The 22,623-nt window shown below is 57.5% G+C and carries 12 protein-coding genes; 8 read left to right on the top strand and 4 right to left on the bottom strand.

Going from position 1 to position 22,623, the window contains the following annotated elements; translation table 11 throughout:
- Positions 1-1,637, bottom strand: a 1,637-nt coding sequence (locus tag AC07V8_RS20555) for an ESPR-type extended signal peptide-containing protein (RefSeq protein ID WP_494721487.1), incomplete at its 3' end; no start/stop codon positions are given.
- Here AC07V8_RS20555 and AC07V8_RS20550 point away from each other — a divergent pair.
- On the top strand, positions 1,636-1,875 hold the full coding sequence (locus AC07V8_RS20550) for a hypothetical protein (protein WP_494679847.1): 240 nt from the start codon (positions 1,636-1,638) through the stop codon (positions 1,873-1,875). The two genes, AC07V8_RS20555 and AC07V8_RS20550, sit on opposite strands and share 2 nt — an antisense overlap.
- A gap of 618 nt (positions 1,876-2,493) precedes the next feature.
- Here the strand turns inward: AC07V8_RS20550 and AC07V8_RS20545 are convergent.
- Together AC07V8_RS20545 and AC07V8_RS20540 are read right to left on the bottom strand one after the other, a co-directional pair.
- A complete protein-coding gene (locus tag AC07V8_RS20545) occupies positions 2,494-2,898 on the bottom strand; it encodes a transposase (protein WP_494679848.1) in 405 nt (134 codons plus the stop codon).
- Between the two features lie 126 nt (positions 2,899-3,024).
- Positions 3,025-3,900: an OmpA family protein gene (locus AC07V8_RS20540; RefSeq protein WP_494679849.1), complete on the bottom strand. Its 876-nt coding sequence runs from the start codon at positions 3,898-3,900 to the stop codon at positions 3,025-3,027.
- Positions 3,901-4,152: 252 nt separating this feature from the next.
- Here AC07V8_RS20540 and AC07V8_RS20535 point away from each other — a divergent pair, with 252 nt between their 5' ends.
- The 4 genes from AC07V8_RS20535 to AC07V8_RS20520 all read left to right on the top strand — a co-directional run bounded on the left by AC07V8_RS20535 (position 4,153) and on the right by AC07V8_RS20520 (position 8,714).
- Complete coding sequence (locus AC07V8_RS20535) at positions 4,153-4,275, top strand: hypothetical protein (protein ID WP_494679850.1); 123 nt, start codon at positions 4,153-4,155, stop codon at positions 4,273-4,275.
- Positions 4,276-4,350: 75 nt separating this feature from the next.
- The gene (locus tag AC07V8_RS20530; RefSeq protein ID WP_494679851.1) at positions 4,351-5,094 is read left to right on the top strand and encodes a response regulator transcription factor; all 744 of its coding nucleotides are present in this window, start codon (positions 4,351-4,353) and stop codon (positions 5,092-5,094) included.
- Positions 5,057-6,379 carry a FecR family protein gene (locus AC07V8_RS20525; RefSeq protein WP_494679852.1) on the top strand — a complete coding sequence of 441 codons (1,323 nt, stop codon included), beginning with the start codon at positions 5,057-5,059 and terminating at the stop codon, positions 6,377-6,379. The genes AC07V8_RS20530 and AC07V8_RS20525 overlap by 38 nt, the downstream gene beginning before the upstream one ends.
- Before the next feature lie 7 nt (positions 6,380-6,386).
- Positions 6,387-8,714, top strand: a complete 2,328-nt coding sequence (locus AC07V8_RS20520; RefSeq protein ID WP_494679853.1) for a CHASE2 domain-containing protein — start codon at positions 6,387-6,389, stop codon at positions 8,712-8,714.
- An 86-nt stretch (positions 8,715-8,800) separates the two neighbouring features.
- Here AC07V8_RS20520 and AC07V8_RS20515 read toward each other — a convergent pair whose 3' ends face one another.
- The gene (locus AC07V8_RS20515; RefSeq protein ID WP_494679854.1) at positions 8,801-10,183 is read right to left on the bottom strand and encodes an FAD-containing oxidoreductase; all 1,383 of its coding nucleotides are present in this window, start codon (positions 10,181-10,183) and stop codon (positions 8,801-8,803) included.
- Between the two features lie 371 nt (positions 10,184-10,554).
- Here AC07V8_RS20515 and AC07V8_RS20510 point away from each other — a divergent pair, with 371 nt between their 5' ends.
- The 3 genes from AC07V8_RS20510 (at position 10,555) to AC07V8_RS20500 (ending at position 22,580) form a co-directional block, all read left to right on the top strand.
- Positions 10,555-14,091, top strand: a complete 3,537-nt coding sequence (locus AC07V8_RS20510; protein WP_494679855.1) for a SpvB/TcaC N-terminal domain-containing protein — start codon at positions 10,555-10,557, stop codon at positions 14,089-14,091.
- A gap of 11 nt (positions 14,092-14,102) precedes the next feature.
- Positions 14,103-18,317 (top strand): RHS repeat-associated core domain-containing protein, encoded by a 4,215-nt coding sequence (locus AC07V8_RS20505; RefSeq protein ID WP_494679856.1) that lies wholly within the window; start codon positions 14,103-14,105, stop codon positions 18,315-18,317.
- Between the two features lie 66 nt (positions 18,318-18,383).
- Positions 18,384-22,580: an RHS repeat domain-containing protein gene (locus AC07V8_RS20500; RefSeq protein ID WP_494679857.1), complete on the top strand. Its 4,197-nt coding sequence runs from the start codon at positions 18,384-18,386 to the stop codon at positions 22,578-22,580.
- Positions 22,581-22,623: the final 43 nt, after the last annotated feature.

Raw genomic sequence — 22,623 nt, 5'->3', positions numbered from 1 at the left:
GCAGTCGCGTAATTCGCTGTAGCGCTGCTGCTAGTGCCTAAGGCCGTTGAACTTGTTCCTGTCGAGCTGGCCCCGGCGCCGAGGACGATTGAGCCCGTTCCAGTGGCGTTCGTACCGTTATTACCTATCGCGATGGCATAGGTGCCGCTAGCGGTAGTCTGCCCGCCGATTGCAGTAGCGTCGAAGCCAGTGGACTGCGCCACGGTCCCTATCGCAATATTATTGCCACTACCCGTAGACGCCGAAACAAGGGAATTTGCGCCGATCGCGATGGCGGTGGCGGTGCCGTTGGCGACGACTTTAGATTGCAATCCAATCGCAATAGCTGCGTTCCCCCCCGCATTGGCCGAGACCCCGACAGCCACTGCCGTGGAACCTGCGGCGTTAGCTGCGGCTCCAAACGCGGCAGCATTTATGCCCGACGCATTCGCAGCATTGCCGACGGCGACAGCATTTGTGGCAGACGCATTCGCAGCATTGCCGACGGCGACAGCATTTGTGGCAGACGCATTCGCAACATTGCCGAAGGCGACAGTATCTATGCCGCTAGCAATCGTCCCCACGCCCAAAGCGACAGCATTCGTGCCGCTAGCATTTGCTTGGAACCCGACCGCGACGCCTTGCCCACCCGACGCATTGGCGCCATCTCCCTGTGCAATGCCAAAGGCACCGTTGACCGTGGCGCCGCGACCGACAGCAATTCCGGACGTGGCGGTCGCAGCAACCACCGACTGTCCGCCGATCGCGACGGAATCAGCAGCGGCTGCGGATGCGCCGTTGGTAACATTGCCACCCAGCGCCGTTGCACCTGTTCCACTGGCATTGACCGCATGGCCTATGGCAGAAGAGTAGTCGCCGCTAGAGGTGGTGCCGGATCCAATCGCAATGCCGCGATTTCCAGATTCTTGATTATTACTACCAATCGCTACACCTATTGGACCGCTTGCGTTATTTCCAATACCCATCGCGATGGAATTAATCCCCGAGGCGGTAGTTGCCGGTACTCCACCGTAGCCTGATCCTATCGCAATTGCGCCATTAGCGTTAGCGAGCGACTGCCCACCGATAGCAATCGTGCCAAAGGTCGTAGCTTGGGCTCCGATACCATTGCTACCGATAGCAACAGCACCCGAGTTCCCAGCGTAGGCTTGGGTACCCACCGCGGTCCCCAAATTACCCGCTTTGCTCATATAGCCTAATGCCGTACCGTAGTCTCCGGTAACCTGGGTACCCGCACCGAACAAAGTTACGGCAAGATGAGCGCCCCCAGTAGCACCACAGCCGGCAACCGTCGAGAAATAGCCATTGCCGTCGGTCTGATACATTGGCCCTGCGCCCGGTGCCGTAAAGACCGTACCATCTGCACCTGTGAAGGTGTTGCTGCAACCAGAGCCGCCGGAGTTGCTGATGGTACTGGCATACCCAGACAATGGCAGCGCCAGTATCAGTGCCACCACCGAAGTCTTCAATGAAAATCCGCCTCCGAAGAAAGCTCCCCATGCAGAACCGGTCGCCATAACGGACGTGCCACCGACGCAACGGGATCCCGATCGTTTGCCTTTGGCAGCAACCAATTCAGAAACTGCAACCCAGGCATTCAAGGTGTGGCTATAGACTGTGCGATAAACTTTATTCATGATTGGCTCCTCGCCAAAATTAGTGGAAATTGGACTTTCAGCGACAAATCAGATCGATCGCCACAACCTAAGAATTGATGCACTCGCGGGTGCGGATAATTTTTTGTTCAGCTGCGTAGCCGAATACATTTCGAGCGGCACGTCTGGGAACAGGAATGCCGGTTTGGGAAAAGCAGAGGCCTTGCTGAAACAGGACACCGTATTGCACCCCGCATCGACCTTGACGCTGATCGTCTGAAGTATTTTTTCCACTTGTCTTCTCCGTATTTCGACGCTTCAATTCATTCAAGAAGCGTTCACCTCTTATCTCGGCCAGCCTTGACATCTCTGACTTCAGTCGCTCTCAGGCTGAATAAAAAGTAGCACCGTTTTTTTTAAAAGTAATTCGTACTTAACAATATTTGACAATGAGAGCCATTTTTTAACAGTCGTTCACATTTAAATTTCCATGTGGAAATTTCCCATCTTGTGATTCACCATGAATACATAAGAACTTCTCGACTCAGCGCGCGGCAAGGACGACCTGTGCTTGCCAGTCTTACTGCTGAAACCTACGAGTGCCTCGAATGACTCAGTTAATCGGACCATATGGATACTCGCTGCGACTGGAATCCCCTCTTGTTCATGGCATTGCGGACGAAAACAGAAGCATGTTTTTTCAGGACGCAAGTCTCCCCATTCGCAACATGTCTGCTCCAGACAGATGGCGTCATTAATCTGAAATCGGGTTTCCCGCTTGCTCGCTTAGCCGCTCGCGATCAGAGTGGAATTTCGCGTCGTCTTCGTCTTATCTTGTTTTCAAGTAACATTTTATGACAATCAAATTCGATAAAGGACCTTGCCAGTCCTGGCCTCGCTAAGCTCCCTTGGACGCGAGGATCTCTCCCATATACAGTTTCTTGTGGTGCCTTCTGAGCAACCGTTGCTCCTTGCGACTGGTATATGAATCGGCGTAATCGGCAATCTCTGTCAGCATGCGCAGCAGGTCCGGATCCTGGATTCTGCTCTGGGCCAGGAAGCGCCAGAAATTACTCTCGGTCCAGCGCCGGAACCGCATGTAGGTCGCGTTCCATTTACCAAATTCAGAAGGTATGCGATACCACAAACCTTTATTCGCCACTATCCACAAGACGGCTTCCATAAACAGACGATTGTTCCTGCCGCACATGCCGGGGTCGCTAGCCTTCCCGATCATCAACGGCTCAAGCTGCAGCCATTGATCGTCGCGCAGTTTCATCTCGTATTTATGTATCTCGTCCATCAAAAATCTCTACTGAAAATTTATTCCTGCAATAAAATACCGACGGCCTGGCGGCACATGCCTTGCGTTATCTCGCCCTCCAGCAAAACCGCCAGCCGATACAAATACTTCAAATACGCTTGCACTTCATTCTTCCCCAACCACTTCAATTTCAATGCGGCGGTTGGAACGCAGGCAATCCTGCAATGCCGCCGTCTTCACCGTGCCAGGACACCGCGCCAGCGGCTGCCGGTCGCCCATGCCGGCAACGCGGATGATCTTGGCGTCGATGCCTTGCTGCGCCAGCAATTTGCTTACCGCATCGGCCCGGGCCAGCGACAGCTCGACCTTGTCAGCCTCAGCGCCGAGACGGTCGGTATGTCCCGTCACAACCACGTAATAGATGCGCCTGAAATTACGCTTGATGTCGTTCGCCAGGCGTTCAATTCTCAAGCGGCCTTCCGGCGGCATGTCTTTTAATTCCCTGCCTGCCGCCCCGAACAACCCATCCGCGCTCAAGGTCAGCTTTTGCGGCGTCGTCGCGGCCTTCGCCTGGACCGCTTCAACCGGCGGCGGATCGACCAGCAATGCGCAATCCGGGATGCGCCAATAGAGACCGCTGACGCGCACACTGCTATCGAAACGCACCATGTACTGGCAAACCACATCCTCCGTTTCCTTGCCGCTACGCAGATGGAACAGGTAATTCCATTCCCGCACGCCGACGATGCCTTCGCTAAAATGCGGCGAACCCAGCAGCTGCCGGACCTGGTCTTTGCTCATGCCGGCCTGCATGCTGCGCAACGATTCCACATTGGGAAACGTACCCTGCCGCAAAGTGGCGGACGCAGGGTTCGGAAAATCCCTATCCTGCGGTGCAGCAAGACTGGCTCGCTCTCGCGGCATGCCAGCCAGACCTTGGCCGGCACAGCCGCCGAGCAGGAAAACACCCAGAGTTGCCGTCGACAGCAATAAGGACTTCATTGCCATCCGCAGGATTGCAGTCCGACCTGGTTGAACCATGATTCCATCTCCTGAAATTGCCCCACTAGCCCTGACATTTCCAGCCTGACGAAACTGCTAGTCGCCTTGTCTTGAGTTTGCATGGAGCGATGTTATTTAAAAAAAAATCCGTCTACATCATTCTGCGAGAATTCATCAGAATTGCATTCTGCTTTATGATGACATTTAGTTGCGCAAATGAATTAAATATTGTATTGCCCACCCGCAGGCCTGGCTGGGGGGCAAATTCTGACGAATTCTCGCGAGACGATCATGAGCGCCGCCGTGTTTTGTATGATCTTTTATCCGCAGCAAGGACTGGCGATCATGACGGCTGTCGCCGCTCCGGCCATTTTCAGCCTGTCCAATAGCCGGGGTCTGCGCAAGAATGTGTAAATTTCATGCAATGTTGCGGACTACAATCATGGCAATCGTCTTTCTCTCTCCATCCATTTAACCGAATCCGCTCCGATGCGTATCGCCGTACTTGAAGACGAACCTAACCAGATGGAGTATCTGGTCCACACCCTCGAGCACCAGCTAGCGCTGGACGACGAGAACGTCTCGTGCGTCACGTTCGAACGCGGCGAAGCATTGCGGCGGGCGCTGCGGCGCGAAACCTTCGACCTGCTGGTGCTGGACTGGAATGTGCCGGACCTGGACGGCGTCGATTTGCTGCACTGGCTGCGCCAGTACCAGCAGAGTGAAACCCCGGTGATCATGCTCAGTTCGCGCTCGTCGCAGAACGATGTCGCCAATGCGCTGGGCATAGGCGCAGACGACTACATCGTCAAGCCGTTGCGGCCGCTGGAGTTGGCGGCGCGGGTGCGGCGCCTGTTGCAGCGCAATCGCCCTGCCGCATCGAAATCGCTGGAACGTTACGGCAACTGGGTGTTCGACCGGCCCTCGTCCAGCATCAGCGTGGAGCAGGACGGAGAAAAACAGCACTTCGAACTCACCGAACGCGAGTTCAGGCTGGCGCTCGCCCTGTTCCGCAAACTCGGCCAGGCGGTATCGCGCGCTTATCTGATGGAAAGCATGGGGCACGATGGAGAATTGACAACCCGTGCACTGGATAGCCAGATCTACCGCCTGCGCGCAAAACTCGGTTTATACGCGGCCCGCGGCTTGCGCCTGCAAACCGTCTACGGCCAGGGCTATCGACTAGAAACAACCGATGACACCATACAAGATGCCGCTCCACCCGCCGTTTGAATCAGTTGCTAGCGCTGTGCCGCAGCGGCGTCCGGGGACGATCCGGAATCTGCTGCTGTTATTGTCGATTGCGCTGGCGGGACCGGTGTTTGCACAGCAAGGCCAGACCCATGTGGTGCGTCCTGGCGACACCCTTTGGGATCTCTCGCGCCAGTACAAGCAATCGCCGCTGCACTGGCAGGAAATACAAAAAGACAATGCCGTGCGGGCTCCGGAGCGCCTGAAACTCGGCCAGGTGCTGGTGCTGGGCGGAGATGTGGCGATCGTGACGGAACTGACCGGTTCGGCCTGGCTCAAGCGAGGCAACGCTGCGCAACGGCCGCTGACGCGCGGCGCCGGCGTGCAAGCGGGCGATGTGCTGGTGACCGAGCAAGACGCGTTTCTGAGCATGACCCTGGCCGACGACAGTCACGTTGTCATGCCATCCAGCAGCGCTGTCAAAGTGCTGGTGATCAACGGTCAGCTGGTCCAATTCGAACTATTGAGCGGACGCCTGGAATCGCATGTGGAAAAGCAGAACGGCAGGCACTTCGAGATTCGCACCAAATCAGCCGAACTCGGAGTGCGCGGCACGCATTTCCGGGTGCGCGATGAAGACAATGTGGTCACGGTTGAAGTGATTGAAGGCAAAGTCGCGGCCGACGAGATTGCGGCAGACCCGCGCAAGCTCCTGGTCGGCGTCGCGCAAGGCTCGCTGCTGGCCGGCAGCGACGCCATGCAATCGCATCCGCTGCTGCCGGCGCCGGAGCGCATCGAAACCGCCGTCGACGGCGATGTCCTGCTGGCGCCGCAGCCGGACGCGAGCGGCTACCGGCTGCAACTCGCGCGCGATGACCGTTTCCTGCAGCTGATGCATGAGCAGCGCTCCAGCCTGCCCCGCTTTACGCTGCCCGATACGCTCGACGCGGGTTTCTACCATCTGCGTCTTACCGCTTTCGATAGCCGTCAGCTTGAGGGCTTGCCCAGCGACAGCACGGTATACATTGCCGCCAGCGCCTCCCGGAAAAGCGGCGTCGAGAGCCTGGGCAACGGCCGCTATAAGATCCGCTGGCCGGGGCGATCGGGACAGAAATTCAGGTTTGAACTGGCCCGCACTGCAGAATTCAGTCCGTTGCTGGCCGAAGACGCGGCATTCTACGGCACCAGCGTGACGGTAGGACCTTTCGTCGTACCGGGAAAGTATTACTGGCGCAGCATTGAAATCGGCGGCGCGCCTGGGGATCCGTCTGCAGCTGCGGCCGCCGTGCCGTCCTTCAGCGGCAGCTTTGAAGTGCCTGCTCCCTGAGGCGCCGATGAAACATCGCTTCCTGATCGAATGCGCGCTGATCGCATTGCTGCTGCCGCCTCTCATGGTGTGGCTCGGCCAGCAACCTGGCCTGGCGCAAGCCGATCTGGCGATCTACGACAAGCTGATCAGCCTTGACGTGCACGAACCGTCGCCCGATATCCTGCTGATCGGCATCGATGAGCGCAGCGTGAGCGAACTGGGGCCCTGGCCCTGGCCGCGCAGCGTGCATGCGCAACTGCTGGAGCGCCTGTCTGCGTACACGCCGCGTGCCGTCCTGCTCGATCTGTTTCTGGACAAGCCCGGCCCCCGGCCCGAGGCGGACCAGGAACTGGCGGCGGCGATGCTGAAGCTTCCGGTGTTCCTGCCGCTGCGCTATGCCGAAACCGGAGACAGCGAGTCGGGCACTGCCAGTTTTGTGCCGCCGCTGGCCCAGTTTGCACGCAACGCCAAAGGACTCGGCCATGCCAAATTGACGCCCGACGCAGACGGCGTCGCGCGCCGCCTGTTCCGCCGAGAAGGCGTCGCCGGCAACCTTCAACCATATGCCGGCGAGCTGATGGCCTCGCCTCAGCTAGTTTCGGCGCACACCATGCTGGAGGCGTCGGATGCCGCCGGCTGGCAACGGCGGGAACCATTCGGTTTCGCGCTTGCCGGCGCTTCCAGGACTTATCGCACCGTGCCCTATGTCAGCGTCTTGCACGACGAAGTCCCGGCGGAGTTCCTGCAAGGGAAAACACTGCTGATCGGCGCTGTCAGCGACTCTGGCTTAGGCGACGACGTGCCGGTCGCCGGCGTCGGGCCGCAGATGCGCATGCCCGGCCTGGAGCTGCATGCGAATGCCATCGATGTGCTGCAGCAAGGCCGCGCCATCGTTTTTGCAGAAGGCCGGTTGCTCTTTGCATGGACGGTCTTTCCAATCTGGCTGGTGCTCCTGCTGTTCCTGCATAGCGCGCGCAATGCCTTGTCCTTCGCTTGCGGCGCCGCGCTGGGATGGCTGGCGCTGTGCGTGTTCAGTATGCTCTGGGGCCACTGCTGGCTTCCTCCGGCCGCGCCCATCCTGGGCGTGGCGATCGCCTATTTTCTGTGGAGCTGGCGCCAGCTGAATTCCCTGCTGATGTTTTTCGGAGACCGGGTCAGCACCCTCAATGCCATCCCTGCCGGCGCGTTTGAGCCGGCACCGGGAAATGTGCCCGCTGCGCTCCATACCGTCGAAAACCAGACGCAGGCGCTGGATCGCGCGATAGACCGGCTGTCTCAAATGCAGGCCTTGCTCAGCGAAGGCTTGTGGCAGATGCCAGTAGCTGTGCTGATCTGCCAGGACGACGGCGCCATCAGCCAGAGCAACGCCGCGGCGCAATTGCTTCTGGCGCCTGCCCAGCCACCGTCCGACGCAGCGCACGATCCGCTGCGCGGGCATAGCCTGCCATCATTGCTGCACCAGATCGCCGGCAGCCATCCCCAGCAGACGGTTCACTGGTCGCAAGCCTTCGCCGGCGAATACACCACATCGCAGGGCAAGGTGTTCAGGCTGCGTACCGCCCGGCTTGACGGCAGCAACGCCGCCCCGCGCGCCTGGCTGGCTGTACTCCAGGATCTGACGATCGAGCGTTTGACGCAGCGCAAGCGCGAGCAGTGGCTCAGCTTCGTCTCGCACGACCTGCGCAGTCCGCAGGTGTCGATCCTGAGCCTGCTGAATCTTTACGAACAGCCGGGTTCCGGCATCAATGTAAGCCGCCTGGTGCACGACATACGGCGCGAAGCGCAGCGCACGCTGGGACTGGCCGAAGGCTTCATGGACCTGGCCGAGGCGGAATCCGGCGACTATCGCTTCACGGAAACCCAGGCCGGCGCCATCATGCTCGATGCCATCGACCAGGCCTGGCCTTATGCCAAAGTGAGGGGAATCTCGCTGGTGCCTACGCTAGGCGACGATGATTGTCCGATACGGGTGGATCCGGGAATGCTGACGCGCGCCCTGCTCAACCTGCTGAACAATGCCATACGCCATAGCTCGGTGGGAGGCACGGTCAATCTTTGCGTGAATATAGCTGCCGATACCGCTGAAGTGGTGCTGACAGTCAGCGATGACGGCGAGGGAATCAGTGCATCAAGACTGGCGCAGCTGATGTCAAGCGCCAACCCGGCGCGCGAGACAGCGCGCGAAGATGTACCGCAGCCGGCGCGCAGCCGCGGCCTCGGACTCTCGGTTGTACATGCAGTGGTCAAGCGGCATCATGGCTGGTTGGATGCGCATAGCGCGCCAGGCGCAGGCGCGACCTTTCTGATCGGACTGCCGTTGTACGACTACAGCAGCCAGAAGCAGACAGACTGAAAATAGCTTGGAAACAGCTTGGAATATGCAGCCTTGAACAACAAAGGCTTATAGAGCGGAACCAGGCTAACCGCGGCGGCAACAACTCAGGGCTGCAGCGGCTTCAGGTCTCCCAGCAGCGTCGGCACCAGCTCGGAAACGGTCGGATGAATATGCATCGCGCGCTGGATGGCGGTATAAGGCGCTCCGGCGTACATGACGTCAAGAATCGAATGAATCACTTCATCGCCTTCAATGCCGAGCAGCATGGCGCCAAGGATCTTCTTCGTTTCCGCATCCACCAGCACGCTCATATATCCCTGGGTTTCACTGCGTTCGCGGGCGCGCCCTACCCTTGCCATCTGCATCGTGCCGACCAGCGCCGCGCGGCCGCCGGCGCGGACTTCGCGTTCGCTCATGCCGATCCTGGCTAGCGGCGGATCGATGAACAGCGCATACGCCGGGATGCGGTCGGCGACGCTGCGGGGATCATGGTCGAGCAGATTGGCCGCCACGATTTCATAGTCATTGTAGGAAGTATGGGTAAATGCGCCGCGGCCATTGACGTCGCCCAGCGCCCAGACGCCGGCTGCGCTGGTGCGCAGCTGGTCGTCCACCACGATGTAGCCGCGCTCGTCGGTCTTGATGCCGGCCTTGTCGAGGCCGAGGTCGCCGCTGTTCGGGATCCGCCCCACCGCGAGCAGCAGATGCGAGCAGGAGATGTCGTACGATGCCTGGCCATCGCTGACGGCAAGCAGCACCGCATCGCCATGTTTCTCCACGCGCTCGATCCTGGCGGCGAGCCTGAATTGAATGCCTTCCGCTTCCAGGATCTCTCTGACCGTTGCCGACACTTGTTCATCTTCCCGTCCGATCAGGCGCGGGCCGCCTTCTATCACGGTGACCTCGCTGCCGAAGCGGCGATACATCTGCGCGAACTCCAGGCCGATGTAGCTGCCGCCGACAATCACCAGGTGCCGCGGCAGGAAATCCACTTCCATCATGCTGGAGTTGGTGAGGAAATCGACATCCTTCAGCCCAGGCAGATCGGGCACCGTGGCGCGGCCGCCGACGTTGATGAAAATCTCGTCCGCTTCCAGCAGTTCGCCATTGACCCTTACGCTGTGCGGACTCTCAAAGCGCGCATGCCCTTCGATCACCGTCAGGTTGGGCGTGCTCCTGAGCCAGCTGACGACGCCCTGGTTGGACTGACTGACAACCTGATCCTTGCGCGCCTTGACCTGCCTCATGTCGACCTCGACCGGGCTGTCGATCATGACGCCGAATTCGGCGGCGCGGCGCGCCATATGCGCCACGCGCGCGCTGGCGATCAAGGTCTTGGTTGGTATGCAACCGGTATTGACGCAAGTGCCGCCGAAATTCTTGCGCTCGATGATGGCGGTTCTGCGGCCGGCATTCGCCAGCCGCACTGCCAGGGAGGGGCCGGACTGTCCGGCGCCGATGACGATTGCATCATATCGATGTTTCATGGTTTTCCCCGTGCATAGTTTGATACAGCTTGAGATTGCGGCATGCTTGCTTACCGCATTTTCCTTCATCTTCTGCCCGGGCGCAGAGAACGATCATCCTGCCGGCCATCGACAATCATTTGGAAGTACGAAGAGCGCCCGCTCCCACGCTTTATCGGTGCGCTGGGGGAAACACAAAATCTGGTTTTAAATCTTGTAAAAGCATGGTGCGCTGCCTATATTTCTATACGGAAAATATCTACTGCGCCGTGATCAGAATTCGGTCGTGCTCAAGCATAACTGAATGGGGGGAAGCTATGGCTGCCGACACTGCTGCATCTGACGGGGAAGCTCACTCCAACCCACAGCAGCCTGGCATAACGCCGCCGCAATTGAGCATCCCTAAAGGCGGCGGCGCCATCCGCGGCATCGATGAAAAATTCAACGCCAATCCCGTCACCGGCACTGGCTCGCTGACCGTGCCCCTTCCTCTGAGCCCGGGACGGTCCGGGTTCGCTCCGCAACTCTCCTTGAGCTACGACTCCGGCAGCGGCAACGGTTGCTTTGGCATGGGCTGGAATGCATCCGTGCCCATGATCAGCAGGCGCACGGACAAGGGCATCCCCCGCTATTACGACAGTCACAGCAACTCAGACGCTGATGCCGGCACAGAGTGCGGACAGCATCGGCAGCCTGACATCTTCATCCTCTCCGGCGCGGAAGACCTGGTCCCGGCCCTGCAATGCGACGGCAACGGGCGATGGCAGCCGGACGAACTGGAGCGCGACGGTTATCGCATCCAGCGTTATCGTCCGCGCATCGAAGGCTTGTTTGCGCAGATAGAACGCTGGAGCCGCATCGCAGATGGCGACATGCATTGGCGCTCGATCTCCAAAGACAACACGCTGACGCTGTATGGCGTCGATCCAGCTTCGCGCATCGCCGACCCGGCCAATCCCGCGCACATCTTCAGCTGGCTTATCTGCCGCAGTTTTGACAACAAAGGTAACGCTATCATCTACGATTACGCGGCCGCCGATGAAGACCTGGCCGTCGCCGGCAGCAATGAACGCAACCGGCAGCGGTCGGCTAATCGCAATATCAAGCGGATCCGCTACGGCAACCGCGTGCCGCTGCAGGAGCGCAGCGATCTTCATCCGGCCGACTGGATGTTCGAACTGGTATTCGACTATGGCGAAGGCCACTACCGGGAACAACCGCCAGATCGGGATGGCCGCATTTTTGCGCAAGCGGACGACAGTGCGAGCGATCCGGCAGCAATCCGCAAAGACCCGTTTTCAACCTATCGGCCCGGCTTTGAAGTACGTCAATACCATTTGTGCCGCCGCGTCCTGATGTTCCATCACTTCCCGCAGGAACTGGGCGTCGCCTCATGCCTGGTGCGCTCCATGGGCTTCGAATACCATGAAAAAGCCGTCGCTTCCTTCATCACAACGATTAAGCTATGCGGACACAAGCTGGAACAGCAGCCTGGGCAGCAGGCGCAGCAGCACCGCTATCTGACCCGCAGCTTGCCGCCTTTGACTCTGGCCTATGCCGCGAGCCCGCTGGAAGATCCTGAGTTCGAAGGATTCCGGCTGCAGGAAGTCAGCCCCGACAACCTGCTTAGCCTGGCCGGCGGCATCGACGGCAGCGCCAACCGCTGGCTGGATCTGAATGCCGAAGGCATCCCTGGCGTGCTCAGCGAACAGGAAGCTGCCTGGTTCTATAAACCGAACCTGGGCGACGGTCGTTTCGGCCTGACCCAGGTAGTGCCGGCGCGTCCGGCGCTGGCCGCGTTGGACGCCGCCAGCGCCAGCAACGCCAGCCAGATGCTGATGGATGTCACCGGCGAAGGCACGCTCGACCTGGTAGCACTGGCGCCGCCGGATCTGGGGCTGGCGGGTTTTCATGGACGGACGATGGATGCAGGCTGGGAAGGATTCCGTCCGTTCCGGGCATTTCCGGTCAGGGACTGGCAAGACCCCAACCTGCGCTTTGTCGACCTCACCGGCGATGGCATCGCGGATGTCCTGGTCACAGAAGACAATGCGTTTACCTGGCATCCGTCCCTGCTCAGCTCCGGCTTCGGCCCTGGCCTGCGCATCGCGGCGCCGCACGATGAAGAAGCCGGGCCGCGGATAATCTTTGCCGACCTTGCACAGTCCATCTACCTGGCCGACATGTCGGGCGACGGCTTGTCCGATATCGTCCGCATCCGCAACGGCGAGATCTGCTATTGGCCCAATCTCGGCTACGGCCGTTTCGGCGCCAAGGTCAGCATGGACAACTCGCCGCGCTTCGATGCGCCGGATCTGTTCGATCAAAGCCGCATCCGCCTGGCCGACACCGATGGCGGCGGCACCGCAGACATTCTTTACCTGGCCAAGGACTGCATCCGGATTTTCCTCAACCAGGCCGGCAACAGCTGGAGCGATGCGCGTGTGCTGCGCGGTTTTCCCGCAGTCGACAACACCGTATCGATCGCTGTCGCCGATTTCCTTGGGCACGGCACGGCTTGCCTGCTATGGTCTTCGCCATTACCGCATGACAGCGGGCGGCAGCTGCGTTATGTCGACCTGATGTGCGGTCAGAAGCCGCATCTCCTGGTGCGGACCAGCAATAACCTGGGCGCGGAGACGCGCCTGGAATATGCAGCGTCGACCGAATTCTACCTGGACGACAAGGCCGCCGGCACGCCATGGGTGACCAGGCTGCCGTTCCCGGTGCATGTGGTGAAACGCGTGGAAACCTACGACTATGTCAGTCGCAATCGTTTCGTCACACGCTACAGCTATCACCATGGTTTTTATGACGGTGTCGAAAGAGAGTTCCGCGGCTTTGCCAGAGTCGATCAAGTCGATACGGAAGAATTCGCAACCTTGAGTCAAAGCGATGATTTTCCCGCTGCCGTCAATATTGACGCTGCCTCCAATGTCCCGCCCGTACTCACAAAAACGTGGTTTCATACCGGCGCTTTTTTGGATGGCCAGCGCATCTCGCGACAACTTGCACATGAATATTATTGCGAAGGCAGCAAACGCAATGGCGAAGCAGCATTAAGTAAACAACAAATCGCAGCGATGCAGCTCAGCGACACCATGCTCCCTCCTCATGCGACATCGGACGAAGCGCGTGAGGCCTGCCGCTCATTGAAAGGCGCGATGTTGCGGCAAGAAGTATATGCGCTCGATGGCAGCGCCGCGGCATGCCGCCCTTATACCGTTAGCGAAAACAATTACAGCATCCGCATGCTGCAGGCAAGACAACACAATCGACATGCGGTTTTCTTTACCCATGCGCGTGAAACATTGAGTTTTAATTATGATCGCAAGCTCTACAAAATACGCGACGGAATGCGCGCCGACCCGCGTGTTTCTCATGGCGTCACGCTGGCAGTAGATGACTTTGGCAATGTGCTCGCCTCCGTTGCCATCGCCTATGGCCGACGCTTCCCCGATCCGTCGCCATTATTGACGCAAGAAGATCATGAGAAACAAGCAAATATACTGCTGACCTTGAACCAAAACTCCTACACCAATGCCGTACATACACGTGACGCCTACCGCGCGCCGCTGCCTTGCGAGGCAAAACTATACGAACTGATCCATTTCCAGCCAGATAGCCAGCTACCCGGCATCACCAATTTTTTCAGTTTCGATGAATTAGCTAAAAAAGTAGTGCTTGCGAGCGATGGCGGGCACGATCTGCCGTTTGAAGACTGGCAGGCGCAGGGGGCGAAAGAAGATGTGCCATATCGCCGCTTGCTGAAAAACAACCGCACCTTGTATCGCAGCAATCAGCTGGATCGCCTGCTCCCGCTTGGCACGCTGGAATCGTTAGCGTTGCCGGGGGAAAGCTATACGTTGGCGTTTACGCCCGGCTTGCTATCCAAGATCTTTGTGCGACCTGTCAGCGATATAAGTTAATCGGGGCCGGAATGTCTACTCTCTCGGAAAACCTGTTGCCAGACCCTGCTGCCATTTTATGCAGCACAGCGTCTGACGGCGGCGGCTTTGTCGACCTGGACGGCGATGGCCGCCTATGGCAACCGAGCGGCCGCGTATTTTTTCACACAGACACGCAAGCTCCTGCAACGCTAGAGCTGGAACAGGCCGCACGGCATTTTTTCCTGCCACGCCGCTTTGAAAATCCATTCGGCTTCAGCAGCACGGCAGATTTTGATGACGATGATCTCCTCGCCATTCGCACCGCCGATGCACTGCATAACACCGTGCATGCGGAAAACGACTATCGGGTGCTGCAACCACGCTTGATCACGGATGCCAACGGCAATCGTTCCGAGGTTGCCTTTGACGCCTTGGGCATGGTAACGGGTTCGGCCGTCATGGGTAAAACGTCAGAAAATGCCGGCGATAACTTAATCGGCTTTCGCGCAGATCTGAACGCGACTGAAATCGCACGTTTTTATGACGATCCCAAAGGCGTATTCGCCACAGAAATTCTTGCGCAAGCCAGCGCTCGCATAGTCTACGCCCCCGATAAATTTTATTGCAGCCGACAACCGGCTTTCTCAGCGACCTTGACCAGGGAAACACACAGCAGCGATCTCACCGCCGGCCAGCACAGCAAGATTCTCTGCGGCTTTAGCTATGTCGATGGCTTTGGGCGCGCAATACAGAAGACAATGCAGGCCGAGCCGGAACACAATTCCGCTCCTCGCTGGATCGCCAGCGGGTGGACGATTTACAACAACAAGGGCAAGCCGGTCAGGCAGTACGAGCCATTTTTTGAAGTCACCCATCAATTCGTTTTTGACCATCGCGCCGGCGTCAGCCCCATCTTGTTTTACGATCCGGTTGGCCGCGTGGCGGCGACGCTGCACCCTGATCACTCTTTCGAAAAAACAGTGTTTGATCCCTGGCGGCAGGAAAATTGGGATGCCAATGACAATGTGTTGATCAGCCACCCGGAAAATGAAGCAGATATAGGGGCTTTTTTCCGACGGCTACCGCAGTCGGATTATCTGCCTAGCTGGCATGACATGCGCATCACCGGCGCACTTGGTTATGAAGCGCAGCACGCTGCACGTAAAGCGGCCGTGCATGGCGGGACGCCGGGAGTCGGGTATGCGGATGCCTTGGGGCGAACCATGCTCAGCGCGGCGCATAATCGCACCGTACTCCACTCTCCCGCCGGAGATGAATTTTATTCCACCCGCATCCATTTCGATATTCAGGGCAACCAGCAAAAAATCTTCGACGCCAGAAATCGCCTCGTTGTTCAATATGACTATGACCTGCGCGGCACGCAACTCCATCGGGCCAGCATGGACGCGGGACAGCGTTGGTTATTAAACGACGTCGCAGGAAAATCCATACGCGCATGGGATAGTCGCCGCCATCAATTTCGTACTGCCTACGATGTCTTGCGACGGGCTACAGACAACTATTTGCGCGAAGACCATGGCGAGGAAATGCTCATAGGACGCACCGTATATGGTGAAACGCAAAGCCATCCGGACCTGCGCAATCTGCGCGGCAAAGTCGTGCAAATAATGGATCAGTCCGGCGTGATGCGCAGCGATATGTATGATTTCAAAGGTAATCTGCTGCAAAGTGAGCGTCAATTGGCGCAGGAGTATAAACACACGCTCGACTGGGCTCATCCGATTGCGCTGGAAGAGCCTGTTTATACAAGCCAGACCCGATACGATGCAATCAATCGTCCCATCAAAATGGTCAGCCCGGACAATAGCGTCATCCGGCCTGCCTATAACGCCGCTGGTTTGCTCGAGCGGATAACAGCGCAATTAGATGGCTCCGCCGCTAGCACCGCTTTCATCAAGCACATCGCTTACGACGCCAAGGGTCAACGAACGCTGATCGTTTACGGCAATGGCACAAGTACTCATTATCGCTATGATGCGCACACTTTCCGTTTGCTGCATCTGGCTACAGTACGCGACCATATCGACTCGCAACTGCAAGATCTGCATTACAGCTATGATGCCGTCGGCAACATCACCCACATACGCGATAACGCGCAGCAGAACATTTATTTCCGCAATCGTCGTGTCGAACCCAGCAACGATTACAGCTATGACGCTGTGTATCGCTTAATTGCGGCCAGCGGTCGCGAACATGTGGGGCCGCGTCACGCGCCGACGCCGCACTCGGCTGATGACTCCGGACGGATCAACCTGCTTCTGCCCGGCGACGGCGATGCGATGGCGCGTTATGTTGAACAGTATTTCTATGACGCGGTCGGCAATATCCGCAGTATGCAACACCGCGGCAGCGATGCCATGCAAGCCGGCTGGACCCGTAGTTATATCTATGACGAAAATAGTCAGCTCGAAAGCGGCCGGCACAATAATCGGTTGAGCGGCACACAACTGGGAGAAATGGTAGAACGCTATCGCTATGACGATTCGGCCGGCTTGCATGGCAACATCACAGCGATGCCGCATTTAAGCATGATGCGATGGGATTACCGGGACCAGTTGCAAGCGACCTCCAGGCAGCATGTCAACCATGGCGCTGGCATTCCTGAGACAACTTGGTATGTATATGACAGCGATGGGCAACGCATACGCAAAATCACCGAACATCCTGCGACAGAACGTCAGGCGCCCGGACAGCAAGCACCGACGCGCGCAAAAGAAAGGATTTATCTTGGCGGCATGGAGTTCTATCGCGAATATCTGCAGGATGGCAATACCGTCAAGCTAGAGCGCACAACGCTGCACATCGTCGATGGCATACAGCGCGTCGCATTGGTAGAGACCCTGACGCACGGTAATGATGATTCATCGCCACCGCTATTACGCTACCAGTTTGGCAACCATCTTGGTTCATCCAGCCTTGAATTGGATGAGCAAGCCCAAGTCATTTCGTATGAAGAATATTCCCCTTACGGCAGCACGACCTATCAAGCGCTGAAACAAAGCATCAAGGCGATCGCAAAACGGTATCGCTACACGAACAAAGAGCGAGATCAGGAAAACGGGTTCTATTATCATGGAGCACGTTATTTCGCGCCGTGGCTGGGAAGATGGACGGCTTGCGATCCGTCCTTCAAACCGGAATTCAGCAATGCCTATGCGTATGTCCGATCCAACCCTGTCGTTTACCACGATCCAAACGGAAAAGATTGGACAAGATTTTGGGGAGGGGTCAGAGCTGTAGGCGGCTTGGCGCAAACGGCAGGCGGCGTCATATTTGCCGTGGGCACGGCTGAAACGGGAATAGGCATTGCCGCCGGGCTTGCGGTAGCTGCGCATGGACTATCCGATTACGAAGCTGGCGTGCGACAGATGAGAAGCGGCAGAGACGAAAAAAGCATCACGCAAATGGGGATCTCTTCCGGTTTGCAGGTGGTCGGTGTCGAAGAGCACAATGCCGAAAGTGCCGCTACGGCTGCAGACATTACGCTAGGTTTCGTTAATCCAACAGGGCCGATCACTGGCGGACCAAGAGCGGCGCTCGCCTTCGCTTCTGGCGCACAGAGAGTACAGGCCGCCACGCAAGTCGTGCAATACGCGCCGGCCGCTGTATCCGTAATGGCGCATAGTGCAAGCACCATACAGATGATGTCGTCTGTAGGCGATGCCGGCAGCTCCCAAAGTTCAGGAAGCTCATCCTCTTCAGAACCCAGCTCCGCTCCTGCGGAACCGAACTCCACGCCGGCCGAACCCAGTTCAAGCCCCGCCGAACCAGGCAGTACGCCTGCGGAACCGGGCAACGCCCTGTCGGAACCCAACTCCACCCCCGCTACCGGGGAGCAGAACTACACGCCCAATCCTGATATCCAGCCATACAACAGACAAATCGATCCAGCGACAGGCAATCGCCCCGCGGGCATGCAAGCGCATCATCCGGAACAACAAGCAACGCTCAGTCGCAGCATTGCCAATTACAGTAAATATGAAGATCCAACCCTGCTCATGTCCATTCCGGAACACCAGGCAACCTTCAAGGCGCAAGCGGCGCAACGGGCAACAGGCGCCACGTTGCTGACCCAGGCCGGCAGCCCCGCGGCACTGGAAGAAGCCGCCCAGATCATGACACAGGCAGGCGTCAGCCCGGCTACGGCTGGACAAACCGTGATCGAACATTCCAACTATTTATTTAGCCTTACCCCGCTCAATGAAGTAGATGAGGTATTGATGTGCATACAGCCACCGCCATGAAACCCACCCATGGTGCCGCCTTCGTCACCTGGCTAACCGATTTGCCATCAAGTCGGGCGCACTGACATGTCCACGCATGCAGCAGAAAACCTGCTTCCCGACCCTGCCTCCATTCTGTGCAGCAGGCTGTCCGATGGCGGCGGCTATGTCGACTTGGATGATAATGGACATCTATGGCAGCCAAGTGGGCGGGTATTCTTCCACACCGGCGCGCAAATTGATGCCGCGACAGAATTAGAACAAGCCACGCAACATTTTTTCTTGCCACGCCGCTTCGAAGACCCATTCGGTTTCGGCAGCACCGCAGATTTCGATGCCGATGACTTGCTCATCATCCGCACGACCGATGCGCTTGCCAGCGCCATGCTGGCGAAAAACGATTATCGCGTACTGCAACCACAATCGATTACGGATATTAACGGCAACCGTTCAGAAGTCGCATTCGATACATTGGGAATGGTGGCAGGTTCAGCCGTAATGGGGAAGGTCAACGAGCAGCTGGGTGACAGCTTGGTGGGCTTCCGCGCCGATTTAACCCCTGCAGAACGCGAGCAATTCTTTGCCGACCCGACAGGCGCCATCGCCGCCGAAATCTTGGCGCAAGCCGGCACCCGCGTCGTCTACGATATCGATCGGTTTTGGCGCGTGCGACAGCCGGCCTTTTCAGCAGTCATCAGCCGCGAAACACACGTGCATGACGTCGCCTCCGGACAACACAGCAAGCTGCAAGTTGGATTCAGCTATGCCGATGGCTTAGGGCGTCTGATACAGGAGAAAATCCAGTTCGAACCGGACAATAAGAAAAACTCGCGCTGGATCGCCAGCGGCTGGACGATTTATAACAACAAAGGCAAGCCGGTTAAGCGGTACGAACCGTTTTTCGACGGCACGCATGACTTCATTTTTGGCAATCGGATTGGCGTCAGTTCCGTCATGTTTTACGATGCCGTCGGCCGCTCGGTGGCAACCTTGCATCCGAATCACACATTTCAAAAAATCAAATTCGATCCATGGCGGCAGGACAGCTGGGACGTCAATGACACCGTCCGCGTGTCCGATCCCGGAGATGATGACGATGTCGGTCCATATTTCCGACGGCTGCCGGAGACAAGTTATCTTCCGAGCTGGTATGACAAAAGAATTACCGGCGCGCTGGGATATGAAGAACAAAACGCGGCGCGTAAAGCAGCGGTGCATGGCGGCACGCCGAGCGTTGCACACGCTGACGCATCAGGTCGAACCGTGCTCAACGTGGCCCATAATCGCGTTGCGCTATCCTCTCCCGCTGGCGACGAATTCAATTGCACCCGTATCCATTTCGACATACAAAGCAATCAACGCGAAATCATTGACGCCGGCCACCGCCTGGTCATGCGTTATGACTACAACCTGCGCGGCAACCGTATTCATCAAGCCAGCATGGAAGCGGGTGAACGCTGGTTGTTGAGCGACGTACTCTATCAGCCGATACGTGCCTGGGATAGCCGGCGCCAGCATTTCCGCAATACTTATGACGCGTTAAGACGACCGAGCGCGTCCTTTCTGCGCGAAGACGTTGCTGCGGAACTGATGATAGGACGCACGCGCTATGGTGAAGATCTGGCGGATGCGTTATCAAAGAATGTGCGCGGCAAAGTCACGCAGATATGTGCCCAGGCAGGCACGATTACCAATGAGGCATACGATTTCAAAGGCAATCTGCTGCATAGCCGGCGTCAACTTGCCTGTGAATACAGGAAAACATTGAATTGGGCTGACAGTGTCGCACTGGAACACGTTATCTACGCCAGCAGTACGCAATACGATGCGCTCAATCGCCCCAATGTGCTATGCAGTCCGGATAACAGTCATATCAATCTCACCTACAACGCAACAAATCTGGTCGCACGCATTGATGCGCAACTGCGTGGATCGGACAGTGTCACTACTATCGTTAGCCGCATTGACTACAACGCGAAAAGCCAGCGTACGCATATTTCCTACGGCAACGGCAGCAACACGCAATATGCATATGACGAACTCACTTTTGGTCTGATGCATCTGCTGACACATGGCGACAAACGCAGTTCACCGTTGCAAGACCTGAATTACACCTACGACCCCATCGGCAATATCACTCACATTCGCGACAACGCCCAGCAGAATATTTATTTTCGCAATCGTCGCGTCGAACCTAGCAACGATTACACCTACGACGCCATCTATCGGCTCATCGAGGGCTGCGGCCGCGAACACTTGGGACAGACTGGCAACGCCAGCTCCCATTCCCATAGCGATGACGTGCGCATCGATTTGCCGCAACCCGGCGATGGCAATGCAATGGGAAGATACGCCGAACACTACATTTACGATGCCGTGGGAAATATTCTAGCCATGCAGCATCGAAGTAATGAATCGTCTCGATCAAGCTGGGAACGACGTTATTTTTATCAAGAATGCAGCCAGCTGGAAGCTGGCAAATTCAACAACCGTTTGAGTCAGACTCGTATCGGCGATACTGAAACGGCCTATCGCTACGATGGGTTGACAGCCTTGCACGGCAACATGACATCAATGCCGCATTTGTCATCGATGCGCTGGGACTATCGCGACCAGCTGCGCGGCAGCGCACAACAGCGCGTTGCCGACAATGGCGACGGCGGCACGCCGGAAACCACGTGGTACGTCTACGACGCCAACGGACAACGTGTACGCAAAATCACCGAACGCCATGCTGCAGCGGGCAGCATGCCCACGCGCTTGAAGGAGCGCATCTATCTCAACGGCTTTGAAATTTACAAAGCATATAAGAACGACAGCAACAGCGTGGCATTGGAACGCGAAACCTTGCACATCATGAACGGCGACCAGCGCGTCGTCATGGTCGAGACGCGCACGCAAGGCGATGACGGCTCGCCACAGCAACTGATGCGCTACCAGTTTTCCAACCACATCGGCTCCGCAAGTCTGGAACTGGATCACAACGCACAGATTGTTTCCTATGAAGAGTATTACCCCTATGGCGGCACCTCTTATCAAAGTGTGGAAAAACGGATCAAGGCCGCTGCCAAACGATATCGATATACCGGCACCGAACGCGACGATGAAAGCGGCCTGAATTACAACGGCATGCGTTATTACGCATCGTGGCTGGGCAGATGGATCAGTTGCGATCCGATGAGCTTGATAGACAGCCTCAACTTGTATCAATACGCAATGCTTAACCCATGTAGTTTCTCAGATACCTCCGGGATGTGGGTAGATCCGGATTTATTCATCGACAACCCTGATGCAGATCCCACGGTCATCGGTGGCGGCGAGCAATTCAAAGCTGAAAACGGCAGGTTCTACACCATGCATGATGAGCCATTGAATTTCGACGATGCCGAGGCGCCTCCCCCTCCGCCGCCTCCTGTGGTGAAACCGCCACCGCAAAAAATAGAACCTAAGGTTGAGGACAAGGCGCCGCCAGGCCCTACCACGGGTGAAAAAATAGGTGCGTTCGCAAAAGGCGCCGCTGAAGGTTTGGCGACTGGAATAGCGGTGGAAGCAGGCGTAGGCTTTGTCGCCGGATTGGGAATTGCCGGACTCACCGCGTCTACGCTAGGAATAGGCTTGCTGGTAGTCGGTGTAATTGCTATCGCTTATAACTGGGATTCAATTAGCGCGTCAGCCAGCCGGCTCTGGGAAGGCAATGGCACTTTAAAGGACTATGAAGCAGCGGGTGGAGCGGTCGGCGGCCTGCTATCCATGGGCGCCGCGGGACCGGCAGGAGAAGTAGGCGGAGAACTGGCGCAAGTCACGCGCGCGGCTGGCAAAGACATATTGGAAACATTCACTTCCGGCATGGGCCCAAGGCTTGCTCCAGCTGGGGGCGGCAGAGGCGGCACCGGTTCCATCGCCAATGATCTGAATCAGCCGCTAATGAGCAAAGGCAGCGGCCGCAGTTATGGCCGGGGCGGTGGCCGTGGCGGCGGCAAGGGCGGCAGCGATCCCGGCAAGAGTCCTTGGTTCAATCCCAGAGTAGGAAAAATCAAAGGCGAAATACCGGCGGATCCTGCCGCAAGATGGGAAATGCTTAACTCTCTGCCGAAAGATGTTTTGCAAGATCTAGCAGAGATGATGGAAGAGGAAGCAATCGCAACGCGCCAGGCGGAACAGTTGCGGCTCGGTGAAACCAGCGTCGGGCCGACTGGCGCTCCGAAAGGTGCGCAACATCGCGCACGTATTGAAGACGAATTGGATTTATTGCGCATGATCAGGAAAATTTTGGGTGGATCGTAGCCGATGATATTCAGTCAGGACAAACAGTTAGCAACGCTAGCCA

Source organism: Collimonas sp. GW821-FHT02H07 (assembly GCF_059421505.1).
This window is presented reverse-complemented; position numbering and strand designations above follow the sequence as displayed.